Source organism: Pseudomonas libanensis (assembly GCF_001439685.1).
GTDB lineage: Bacteria > Pseudomonadota > Gammaproteobacteria > Pseudomonadales > Pseudomonadaceae > Aquipseudomonas > Aquipseudomonas libanensis.
Window position 1 is genome coordinate 99,528 of sequence record NZ_JYLH01000018.1, and the last position, 10,651, is coordinate 110,178.

The 10,651-nt window shown below is 64.5% G+C and carries 11 protein-coding genes and 1 pseudogene; 11 read left to right on the forward strand and 1 reads right to left on the reverse strand.

Annotation, left to right across the window (positions count from 1 at the left end; all coding sequences use genetic code 11):
• Positions 1-430: 430 nt before the first annotated feature.
• Genes gspE through gspD form a run of 11 tightly spaced genes read left to right on the forward strand, consistent with a single transcriptional unit; the run spans position 431 to position 10,015 of the window.
• Positions 431-2,128 carry a type II secretion system ATPase GspE gene (gene gspE, locus TU73_RS24135; RefSeq protein WP_057014309.1) on the forward strand — a complete coding sequence of 566 codons (1,698 nt, stop codon included), beginning with the start codon at positions 431-433 and terminating at the stop codon, positions 2,126-2,128.
• Positions 2,125-3,321 carry a type II secretion system inner membrane protein GspF gene (gene gspF / locus TU73_RS24140; RefSeq protein WP_057014296.1) on the forward strand — a complete coding sequence of 399 codons (1,197 nt, stop codon included), beginning with the start codon at positions 2,125-2,127 and terminating at the stop codon, positions 3,319-3,321. Before gspE ends, gspF begins: the two co-directional genes overlap by 4 nt.
• Positions 3,322-3,341: 20 nt before the next feature.
• On the forward strand, positions 3,342-3,752 hold the full coding sequence (gene gspG, locus TU73_RS24145; RefSeq protein ID WP_057014297.1) for a type II secretion system major pseudopilin GspG: 411 nt from the start codon (positions 3,342-3,344) through the stop codon (positions 3,750-3,752).
• A 7-nt stretch (positions 3,753-3,759) separates the two neighbouring features.
• Positions 3,760-4,185: a GspH/FimT family pseudopilin gene (locus TU73_RS24150; protein ID WP_057014298.1), complete on the forward strand. Its 426-nt coding sequence runs from the start codon at positions 3,760-3,762 to the stop codon at positions 4,183-4,185.
• Positions 4,182-4,514, forward strand: a complete 333-nt coding sequence (locus TU73_RS24155; protein WP_057014299.1) for a type II secretion system protein — start codon at positions 4,182-4,184, stop codon at positions 4,512-4,514. Before TU73_RS24150 ends, TU73_RS24155 begins: the two co-directional genes overlap by 4 nt.
• Positions 4,511-5,119, forward strand: coding sequence for a prepilin-type N-terminal cleavage/methylation domain-containing protein (locus tag TU73_RS24160; protein WP_057014300.1), 609 nt, complete (start codon positions 4,511-4,513; stop codon positions 5,117-5,119). The genes TU73_RS24155 and TU73_RS24160 overlap by 4 nt, the downstream gene beginning before the upstream one ends.
• Positions 5,116-5,817, forward strand: a complete 702-nt coding sequence (locus TU73_RS24165) for a hypothetical protein (RefSeq protein WP_057014301.1) — start codon at positions 5,116-5,118, stop codon at positions 5,815-5,817. Before TU73_RS24160 ends, TU73_RS24165 begins: the two co-directional genes overlap by 4 nt.
• Positions 5,814-6,806 carry a PilN domain-containing protein gene (locus TU73_RS24170; RefSeq protein WP_057014302.1) on the forward strand — a complete coding sequence of 331 codons (993 nt, stop codon included), beginning with the start codon at positions 5,814-5,816 and terminating at the stop codon, positions 6,804-6,806. The genes TU73_RS24165 and TU73_RS24170 overlap by 4 nt, the downstream gene beginning before the upstream one ends.
• Positions 6,781-7,383: a type II secretion system protein GspM gene (gene gspM, locus TU73_RS24175; RefSeq protein WP_057014303.1), complete on the forward strand. Its 603-nt coding sequence runs from the start codon at positions 6,781-6,783 to the stop codon at positions 7,381-7,383. The genes TU73_RS24170 and gspM overlap by 26 nt, the downstream gene beginning before the upstream one ends.
• Positions 7,380-7,880: a hypothetical protein gene (locus tag TU73_RS24180; protein ID WP_057014304.1), complete on the forward strand. Its 501-nt coding sequence runs from the start codon at positions 7,380-7,382 to the stop codon at positions 7,878-7,880. Before gspM ends, TU73_RS24180 begins: the two co-directional genes overlap by 4 nt.
• A 5-nt stretch (positions 7,881-7,885) precedes the next feature.
• Positions 7,886-10,015: a type II secretion system secretin GspD gene (gene gspD / locus TU73_RS24185; protein ID WP_057014305.1), complete on the forward strand. Its 2,130-nt coding sequence runs from the start codon at positions 7,886-7,888 to the stop codon at positions 10,013-10,015.
• Between the two features lie 427 nt (positions 10,016-10,442).
• Here the strand turns inward: gspD and TU73_RS28695 are convergent.
• A pseudogene (locus TU73_RS28695) lies at positions 10,443-10,651 on the reverse strand (IS3 family transposase); the annotation flags it as partial.

Below are 10,651 nucleotides of genomic sequence, written 5' to 3' on the forward strand. Positions count from 1 at the left end.
ACGGATATGTACTCGATCAAACTCCAACATCCTGGTGGGCTGCCAGGCCGCCATCGGGAGCAAGTCGAATCGTCGCACCGCCCCTCCCACAGGGGCCTGCGGCGCACCTGAAGTTGTGTAGATACCCATGCGCTGATGGGCCAAGCCAGCAGGCCCGACGCAATCTTCTTGCATTGCCGGTTAATTGAACGGGAAAGTGCTTGAATTAATAAGAAGTATGGCTAATTGCAACTAGTGGCTATTGGCTGCTAACGCTCTATATCAGTGCATTTGGCAATGTTTTGTATTTAATTCCCCTGTGAGCCGGAACTAGCGCTATAACTTCCAGTCGATACCCCCGGCTAACTCCCTTATGGGCTGTGGCGAACTAATGGCATTGTTCGGTAGTTCAAATAGCCATACTTTTCGCAACCTTAGATATTCCTGGATGATGTCGTCAGCCCCCATTGATGCTTGCAAGCTGCCTATCCCGCGCACCTACCAGGTGTGCGCGTGGCTGATGCAGCATGCCGGGCTCAAATCCCTCGACCTGGAGCGCGCCCAGCGCTTGTCCACTGACCCCCGCGACCTGCTGGGGTTACTGACGCGCCTGGGCTTGGTGTCCGAGGTCGAGCTGGCGCGTGCCTGGGCCGATCTGCTGGATGCGCCCTTGCTGCTGGCCGACGCCGCGCCGCCGCTGCTCGACCCGCTGCCGGTCTTGACCGAGCGCTTTATGCGGCATTACCAAGTGGTGCCCATGGGCTGGAGCGAAGGAGGACTGCGCGTACTGGCCGCCAACCCGGCGCAGCTGTATCCGTTCCAGGCCCTGGCCTATGCCTGTCAGGTGCCGGTGTGGCTGGCCATCGGCCCGCGCAATGAAGTCGACACACTGATCGAGCGCTATTACGGCCAGGGCCGTTCCGCCATGGGCACCCTGATCGAGAACCTCGACGAGCAGGACGGCGCCCATGAAGACATCGAGCACCTCAAGGACATGGCGTCCGAAGCACCGGTGATTCGCCTGGTCAACCTGATCCTGCAACGTGCGGTGGAACAGCGCGCGTCGGACATCCATATCGAGCCCTTCGAAAACCAGTTCAAGGTGCGCTATCGCATCGACGGCGTGCTGCACGAGGCCGAAGCGCCGCCCGCCAGTTCATCGGCGGCGGTGATCTCGCGGGTGAAAATCATGGCGCGCCTGGACATTGCCGAACGGCGCCTGCCGCAGGACGGGCGCATCATGCTGCGCATCCAGGGCAAGGAACTGGACCTGCGCGTGTCCACGGTGCCCACTAGTTTTGGCGAGTCGGTAGTGATGCGCCTGTTGGACCGGCAAACCGTGCAGTTCGACTTCCCCAGCCTGGGCTTCGACGGCCAGCGCCTGGCGGCCTTCCTCGACCTGCTCGAACGGCCCCACGGCATCCTGCTGGTGACCGGGCCCACCGGCTCGGGCAAAACCACCACGCTCTACACCGCCTTGTCGCGGCTCAATACCAGCGAACGCAAGATCATCACCGTGGAAGACCCGGTGGAATACCAGCTCGAAGGGATCAACCAGATCCAGGTCAAGCCGGCCATCGGCCTGGACTTTGCCGCAGTGCTGCGCGCCATCGTGCGCCAAAACCCGGATGTGATCATGATCGGCGAAATCCGCGACCTGGAAACCTGCCGCATCGCCGTGCAGTCCTCCCTCACCGGGCACCTGGTCCTGTCAACCTTGCACACCAACAGCGCTGCCGCGAGTATCACGCGCTTGCTCGACATGGGCGTGGAGAGCTACCTGATTGCCTCCACCGTCAGCGGCATTCTCGCCCAGCGCCTGGTGCGGCGCCTGGACCCGGCCACGCGGGTAGCCTTCGAAGCGCCGCCGGCATTGATCCAGGCACATGGCCTGGATCGATTGACCGAGCAGCGTCCGATCCTGCTCTACCGCGGCGATTACCACGGCCGTAGTGCGCTCACCGAATTGCTGGTGATGAACGACGAATTGCGCAGCCTGCTGATGCGTCACGCCGACGCCGCCACCCTTGAGCAGGCGGCCCGCCGCGGCGGTTTGCACACCTTGTATGAAGACGGTTTGCGTCAGGCGCTGGCGGGCGTCACGTCCCTGGAAGAAGTGCTGCGCGTGACCCGTGGGGAGGACGCGTGAGCCTGTTCAAATTCCGCGCCCTGGACAGCCAGGGCGTCGCCCAGAGCGGTACGCTGCACGCCGCTGACCAGGCCGCCGCCGTCGCCGCCGTGCACAAACGTGGCTGGTTGCTGCTGCACCTCGAAACGGCGGGCAGCCCCTTGTTGCATAAGACGCGCGGGCAGTTAAAAGGCGCCGCGCTGGTGAGTTTCACCCAGCAGCTGGCCACATTGCTCGGCGCCGGCCAGCCCCTTGAGCGCTCGCTGGGCCTGCTGCTCAAGCAACCTGGCCAACCCCAGGTGCGGGCATTGATCGAACGTATCCGCGAGCAGGTCAAGGCCGGCAAGCCGTTGTCGGTCGCGTTGGAGGAGGAGGGCGGTACGTTTTCCCCGCTGTACCTGAGCATGGTGCGCGCCGGTGAAGCCGGCGGAGCGCTGGAAGCGACCCTGCGCCAGCTCAGCGATTATCTGGAACGCAGCCAGTTACTGCGTGGCGAGGTGATCAACGCACTGATCTACCCGGCGTTCCTGGTGATCGGCGTGCTGGGTTCGCTGGCGCTGTTGCTGGCTTATGTGGTGCCGCAATTCGTGCCGATCTTCCAGGACCTGGGCGTGCCGATTCCGCTGATCACCCAAGTGATCCTGGGGCTTGGCGAGTTTCTGGGGGCCTATGGCCTGGTGCTGTTGGCCGGGGTATTGATCAGTGCGGGGATCCTGGTGACGCGTCTGCGCGACCCCGGCCGTCGTGAGCATTGCGATCGTCGACTGCTGGGCATCCGCGTGATCGGCCCGCTGCTGCAGCGGGTCCAAGCCGCCCGCCTGACCCGCACCCTCGGCACCTTGCTCTGCAATGGCGTGGCGTTGCTGCCGGCGTTGGTCATCGCCCGTCAGGTCTGCAGCAACCGTGCGCTGCAGGCGCAAGTGGCGCTGGCGGCGCAACGGGTCAAGGGCGGTGGCACCCTGGCCGACGCCTTTGGTCGCCAGCCGCTGCTACCGGAGTTGGCCCTGCAAATGATCGAGGTCGGCGAACAAGCCGGTGAGCTGCCCAGCATGCTGCTCAAGGTCGCCGACATTTTCGACATCGAGGCCAAACGCGCAATCGAGCGTCTGCTCGCGGCGCTGGTGCCGACCCTGACCGTGGTCATGGCCGTGCTGGTGGCGGTGATCATGCTCGCGATCATGCTGCCGCTGATGAGCCTTACCAGCCATATATGAACCTTCATGGAGCTGAATCAATGAAAACCAGGTATCGCCAACGCGGCTTCACCCTATTGGAAATGCTCGCGGTGATCGTGCTGCTGGGTATCGTCGCGACCATTGTGGTGCGCCAGGTCGGCGGCAATGTGGATAAGGGCAAATACGGCGCGGGCAAGGCGCAACTGGCCAGCTTGAGCATGAAGATCGACAGCTACGCCCTGGACGTGGGCGCGCCGCCCAACAGCCTGCAACAGCTGCTGGACAAACCGGCCAATGCGTCCAGCTGGGCTGGCCCCTACGCCAAGCCTTCGGAATTGAAAGACCCGTTCGGCCATGGCTTCGGCTATCGCTTCCCCGGTGAGCACGGCGCCTTCGACCTGATCTTCTACGGCCAGGACGGCCAGCCCGGCGGCGAGGGCTACAGTGCCGACCTGGGCAACTGGGAATAACCCGCCCATGGCCCAGCGCGGCTTTACCCTGCTGGAGATGCTGGTGGTGCTTGTATTGATCGGCATCGCGGCCGGGTTGCTGGCGTTCGGGGTGCGCCAGGGGCTGCAGGTGGCCCAGGAGCGCCGGGTGGTCGGGCAGATGGTCGAGGCGCTGCGCACCACGCGGGCAGGGGCGATTATCAGCGGCCAGGCGGCACGCACCGAGTTCGATCTCCAGGGCCTGAGCTTCCAGGCCCCAGGGCGTGCGCCGCAACACTGGCCTGCCCAGTTGCAGGTGACGTTGCACAGTGCCGAGCAGGCGGGCGCCGCTGTGGTGTTCTATCCCGATGGCAGTTCCACCGGCGGCAACCTGTTGCTGGCCAACGGCACGCGGCGTTGGCGTATCGACATTGGCTGGCTCACGGGCAGCGTGCAGTCCAAGGCGCTGCCATGAAGCACCAGGCCGGCTTCACCTTGCTGGAAATGCTCGCCGCCCTGACGTTGATGGCGGTGTGCAGCAGTGTGTTGCTGGTTGCCTTCGGCCAGAGTGCGCGCTCGTTGTCGCAAGTGGCCCACAGCGACCGGCTCACCCATGCCGCGCTCACCGTGCTCGACCAGGAAGCGGCCGGCCCGTTGACCGAGGGCACCCGCCAGGGCGAACTCGATGGCATCCATTGGCAGTTGACCAGCACTCGACAACAGCCCCATCTGTTTCGCCTCGACCTGAGCCTGCGCGAAGGCTCGCACCAGGCCCGTTTCAGCACCTTGAAGGCGCGCCTGTGAAGCGCCGCGAGCAGGGCTTCACCTTGCTGGAGATCCTAGTGGTGCTCAGTCTGCTTTCGGTGTTGGTACTGCTGGTGGGCGGCGCGTTGCTCGGGGCCAACCGGGCGGTGGCCAAGGCCCAGGGCTACACCGCCAGCCTGGATGAAATGCGCGCCGCCCAACAGTTCTTGCGCACCGCCATCAGCGAGGCGCTGCCGTTGGATGTGACTGAGGACGACAGCCAGGCCGATGGGTTTTTTATCGCGACGCCAGAGCGCTTGCAGTTTGTGTCGACCTTGCCCGGTGTGCTCGGCGGTGGCATCCAGCGCTTTACCCTGCAACGGGTCGAGCAGGATCTGCAGGTCGCGTTCTCGCAGTTGGAGTCTCACACCAACGCCCAGCGCGATGAGCCGCAGGTGCTGCTGCATAACGTCGAGGCGCTGCGATTCAGTTTTCGTGGTGTCTCGCCATTGGGGCAGCCCTCCGGCTGGTTGAGCACCTGGCCCTGGCCCAGGCGCTTGCCCGCTGCGGTGCGCATCGACGCCAGCGTCAACGGGCCGGTGCCTTGGGTGACCCAGGTGATTGCCCTGCGCCTGAATCTGTCCAGCGCGAGTATTGAGGAATGAGGCGCCAACGCGGTGCGGCGCTGTTGCTGGTGCTGTGGGTGCTGGCCTTGCTCAGCGTGTTGCTTGGCGGTCTGGCGGGTTGGGTACAGCTGGAAAGTCGCCAGGCGCTGTGGCATCGCCAGCACACCCAGGCACTCTTGGCCGCCGAAGCCGGGATCGCCCAGGTCATGGCTGATGGGCATTGGGTGGCGGATGGTCGTGCTATCGCGCTGACCTTCGATGATGCCCGCTTACAGGTGCGCCTGCGCAGTGAGCGCGGCAAGCTGTACCTGGTCAACGCCCATACCGATGACCTGCTGCGCCTGGCCCTGGCCTGCGGTGCCACACCGGCCCAGGCCCAGCAACTGGTCAAGGCCCTCGAGGCACGTCGTGAACGGGGCCTGGCACCGTTTCGGGTGTTGGAAGAAGTGCGTCAACTGCCCGGTATGACCCAGGCGCTCTACAGCCAACTGTTGCCGGAGCTCACCCTGTGGAGCGACCTGGACCGACCCGATCCGGCATTCGCCAGCGCTTTGATGCGCAAGGCACTGAACCTGCCGCGCCAAAACGCCGAGGGCGTCGACCCTGGCCAGGTGCTGGAAATCGACAGCCGCGCCGAACGCCCCGGCGGCTATCAGGCGCGCCTGCAACTCACCGTCTTATTGAGCCCCGCGGAGGACAGCGCACAGCCCTATCGGGTCGTGCGGTGGCAAGAATGAATCGACTCGAACCTATCGCCAGGCAGTGGCGCGGCAGCCTGTTGCAACAAGGCTGGCGCCTGTGGCTCACGGAGTTGCGCGCCTGTGTGCCGAAGTGGCTGGCCCTGCAGGAGCCACCTGAGCAGGTCCATCATTGGCCGCTGACGATGCCGGTTGCGCCGGGCAATACACGCCAGGTGCTGATGCTCGCTCCCGACGCAGTGTTGCAGCAACGCGTGCAATTGCCCCTGGCTGCTGCGCGCAACCTCACGGAGGTAGTCGGCTATGAACTGGACCGCTACACCCCGTTCGACGCGGAGCAGCTGTACTTCGTGGCTCGCCAGGAGCGGCGCACATCCAGTCACCTTGAGGTAACACTGGTGGCGATCCTGCGCGAGCGCCTGGACCAGATGCTCAGCGACTGCGCCGCCCTTGGCTTGCATCCGCACCGCGTGGACGTGGCGGGCCTGGGCATCGACCTGCTGCCCGCGCCGCTACGCCCGCGCCAACGGCCAGCTGGAAAGCAGTTGCAGCGCAGCTTGCCGTGGTTATGCGGCGCCTTGCTGATCGCCGCGATGCTGCTGTGGCTTAACGACCGCCAGCGCGTACTCGACACCATGCACGCCACGGTACAGCAGCAAAAAGCCCAGGTCGCCCAGGTGCACGCAGTACGCCAGCAACTGCTCAATACCCGCGGCGCAGCACAGTACCTCACCCAGCGCAAACGGGCACAACCGCCCCTTGCCGCACTGCTGAACGACTTGACCACCTGCCTGCCCGCCGACACTTGGCTTGATCAGTTGGCCGTCAAGGAGGGCGAGGTGACGTTCTCTGGCCAGAGTGCCAAGGCCAGCGGCCTGATCACCCGCATCAAAGGCTGCCGGCGCCTGGAAAATGCCCAGTTCGAAGGCGTGATCCAACCCGATGCGCGCACCGGCAAGGACCAGTTTGCCTTGCGCGCCCACTTACGCCAGGAGGCCGCCGATGCGCCGACCCCTCACGCCCCGTGAACGTCGCGGCGGGGCCTTGTTGATTCTCGCCGTGGTGCTCGGTGCGGCCTACTGGCTGTTGATCGACAGCTGGTTTGCCGGGCCGCTGCGGGCCATGGGCGAACAAGCCCAGCAGTTGCGTGAACAGCAGCAACGTTACGCCAGCGTATTGCGCCAGGGCGATGCATTGCGCGAGCAGCTTGAGCGCGCGCGGCAAGACCCGGCCAGCAGCGCCAGCCTGTTGCCCGGCGATGATCCCGACGTGGTCGCTGCCGACCTGATGCAGCGCCTCGCCGACTTGATCAACAGCCACGCCAACCTTGGCGGCGGCTGCACCCTCACCCAGCGCAAACCCATCACCACAGAACAGGACGACAGCGAGCCTTACCGCCAGGTCAAGGTCAGCCTCACGCTCAACTGCGCCATCGAACCGCTGACCGCGATCCTGCATGCGCTGGAATATCAGCCGCCGTTTCTGTTTGTCGATGAGCTGCGCATCCGCCGCAGCAAACAGGCGCCGGCCACTGGTGGGGCGGGCAAGCTGGCGGTGCAGTTGCTGGTGCGTGGTTACCTGCAACCTGCGCGGGTGGCGCCATGATCGGCTCACTGCGCCCATTGGAATGGAGCTTGCTGGGCCTGGCCGGCTTATTAGGCCTGTTGATGGCGGTGATCCTCAGCAGCATCGGCGATGAACCGCGGTGGCTGCCCGCAGCGCCGGTGCCTGCGCAGCCCTCCGTCAGTGTGCAAGCCGCTCCTGCGCTGGTGTTGCAGGATCTGGCTGCCACCTGGCAAGCACCGCTGTTCAGCCCGGACCGCCACCCGGACCGGGTGGTAGGCAAGGTGCGGGTGGCCAGCCTGGCCAACCTGACCCTCAGCGGCATCATGATCACCGGCAACCTGCAAATGGCCATGCTCAAGCAAGCCGATGGCCCGGCGCTGACGGTACGCCTGGGCCAGACCCTGCCCAATGGTTGGCGCCTGGAACACCTGACCCCGCAATACGCCCGTTTCGCCCTGGACGGGCGCACCCAGACCCTGAGCCTCTACGGCAAGCGGTTACCCCTTATTTCCCATCCCCGCGAGCCCCTCCCTTGATCGATATGCGCACTTCGCTGTTTTGCCTGGCCACTGCCGTCTCCCTGGGCGGCTGTGGATCGTTGCCCGCCACCCTCGACCCGGACGCCGACCTGCTGCACGAAGCACTGCAGGGCACCGGCTCGCAACGCCCGCCGCCCGAGTTGCCCGTGACTGAAAAAAGCCCGCAGCCGACCGCCCCGACACCGCCGCAACGCCAGTTGATTCGCGGCAATCAAGGCTTCGTGCGCCAGCCCACCGCGCCCGTGAAAGTGCCGGAGCAGGGCGGCGACATCGTGTTCAACTTCGCCGACCAGCCCATCGAGGCGGTGATCAACAGCGTGATGGGCGACCTGCTGCATGAGAACTACAGCATCGCCGAGGGGGTGAAGGGCAATGTCAGCTTCTCTACCTCCAAACCGGTGGACAAGCAGCAGGCGCTGTCGATTCTCGAGACGCTGCTGTCGTGGACCGACAACGCCATGATCAAGCAGGGCAACCGCTACGTGATCCTGCCGGCCAACCAGGCGGTGGCGGGCAAGCTGGTGCCGCAGATGCGCGTGGCGCAACCGTCCAGCGGCCTCTCGGCGCGGCTGTTCCCGCTGCGCTATATCTCCGCCACCGAGATGCAGAAACTGCTCAAGCCGTTTGCCCGAGAGAATGCATTTCTGTTGGTCGACCCGGCACGCAATGTCCTGAGCCTGGCCGGCACCCCGGAAGAGTTGGCCAACTACCAGGACACCATCGACACCTTCGATGTGGACTGGCTCAAGGGCATGTCGGTGGCAGTATTCGGCCTGCAACGCGCCTCGGTGGCCGAACTGATGCCCGAGCTGCAAGCCATGTTCGGCGCCGACAGCGGCACGCCCCTGGCGGGCATGCTGCGCTTCCTGCCGGTCGAACGCACCAATTCGGTGGTGGCGATCTCTTCCCAGCCCGAGTACCTCAGCGAGGTGGGCGACTGGATTCGCACCATCGACGAGGGCGGCGGCAACGAACCGCAGATGTATGTGTACGACGTGCGCAATATGAAGGCCGCCGACCTGGCCAAATACCTGCGGCAGATCTACGGCAACGGCGCGATCAAGGACGACACACCCGCCAAGGTCGCCCCGGGCTTGCGTACGACTACATTGTCGTCGTCCACCAGCGCCGGTTTGCAAGCCAACACCCCTGTGCCAGCCCCCGAGGAACCCGAGCCGCAGAGCGGCGAGAACACCCCGGCGGCCCCCACCAGCGACCTCGAGGCCGGCACCCGCATCACCGCGCAAAAGAGCAGCAACCAACTGCTGGTGCGCACCCGCCCGGCGCAGTGGAAGGAGATCGAAGCGGCGATCAAGCGCCTGGACAACCCACCGCTGCAAGTACAGATCGAGACCCGCATCCTCGAGGTCAAGCTCACCGGTGAACTGGACCTGGGCGTGCAGTGGTACCTCGGCCGCCTGGCCGGCAATTCCACCAGCACCACGGTGGCCAATGCCTCCGGCAGCCAGGGCGCACTGGGCGGTGGCGGGGCAGGGCTGGGGGCGGCGGATTCGTTGTTCTACTCCTTCGTCAGCTCCAACCTGCAAGTGGCCCTGCACGCCCTGGAAACCAACGGTCGCACCCAGGTGCTGTCGGCGCCGTCGCTGGTGGTGATGAACAACCAGCCGGCGCAGATCCAGGTGGGCGACAACATTCCCATCAGCCAGACCACCGTCAACACCGGTGACGCCGACACCACCCTGAGCAGCGTCGAATATGTGCAGACCGGGGTGATTCTGGACGTGGTGCCGCGCATTAATCCAGGCGGCCTGGTGTACATGGACATCCAGCAGCAGGTCAGCGATGCCGAGAATCAGGTGGGTAATAGCGACACACCGGTGAATCCGCGGATCTCCACACGCTCGGTGTCCACCCAGGTGGCGGTGCAGAGTGGGCAGACGGTGTTGCTTGGCGGGTTGATCAAGCAAGACAACGCTGAGAGTGTCAGTGCCGTGCCTTACCTGGGCAAGATCCCGGGGTTGCGCTGGTTGTTTGGCAATACCAGCAAGTCCAAGGACCGTACGGAGCTGATCGTGTTGATCACGCCCCGGGTGATTACCAGCAGCAGCCAGGCGCGGCAGGTGACGGATGACTATCGCCAGCAAATGCAGCTGTTGCGGCCGGCTCAATAATCCTGGCTGCACCGAGTACCAATGTGGGAGGGGGCTTGCCCCCGATGAGCATAGGTATCTACACAACTTTGGGGCGACGCTGGACCTGTGGCGAGGGAGCTTGCTCCCGTGACGGACTGACAGCCGACGCTGATCGAGCTGACGCACCGCGATCCAAATGTGGGAGCTGGCTTGCCTGCGATGACGGCCTGCCAGCCGATGCCAATCTACCTGACACCCCGCAATCAAACTGTGGGAGCGGGCTTGCTCGCGAAGGCGGCCTGACAGGCGACACAGCTATACCGGGTACATATCCATTCCTGCGGTAACGGCCACTTAGGGTTCCGCTCTGACAGCGGGTCACTTTGGAAAAGAGCCCCAAAGTAACCAAAGGGCTCTTGCCCCACCACCGGCGTTTTTCAAGGTAGTTGTCGCGTCAACCGTTCTGCTATGCCGCTTTTTGTTCGGTCTGCTGTTCCCGATCCGGATTCAGCAACACCGTTCCTACCGGTTCCCAGTTACGTGTTTGCCCTGACCACCGTTCAGGTCTTTTCCGGCGCTCCCGCTCATACAGCTCATGGCGCAGTGCCAGGATCTGATGATCTTTCCCTCCATGGCGCTCTGATGGGGTGACGAAGCGGATCCGGCTGTGCGGGT

Coding starts and splice junctions, on each gene's coding strand:
- gspE (WP_057014309.1), top strand. CDS start 431: ATGTCGTCAGCCCCCATTGATGCTTGCAAGCTGCCTATCCCGCGCACC.
- gspG (WP_057014297.1), top strand. CDS start 3,342: ATGAAAACCAGGTATCGCCAACGCGGCTTCACCCTATTGGAAATGCTC.
- TU73_RS24150 (WP_057014298.1), top strand. CDS start 3,760: ATGGCCCAGCGCGGCTTTACCCTGCTGGAGATGCTGGTGGTGCTTGTA.
- TU73_RS24155 (WP_057014299.1), top strand. CDS start 4,182: ATGAAGCACCAGGCCGGCTTCACCTTGCTGGAAATGCTCGCCGCCCTG.
- TU73_RS24165 (WP_057014301.1), top strand. CDS start 5,116: ATGAGGCGCCAACGCGGTGCGGCGCTGTTGCTGGTGCTGTGGGTGCTG.
- TU73_RS24170 (WP_057014302.1), top strand. CDS start 5,814: ATGAATCGACTCGAACCTATCGCCAGGCAGTGGCGCGGCAGCCTGTTG.
- gspM (WP_057014303.1), top strand. CDS start 6,781: ATGCGCCGACCCCTCACGCCCCGTGAACGTCGCGGCGGGGCCTTGTTG.
- TU73_RS24180 (WP_057014304.1), top strand. CDS start 7,380: ATGATCGGCTCACTGCGCCCATTGGAATGGAGCTTGCTGGGCCTGGCC.
- gspD (WP_057014305.1), top strand. CDS start 7,886: ATGCGCACTTCGCTGTTTTGCCTGGCCACTGCCGTCTCCCTGGGCGGC.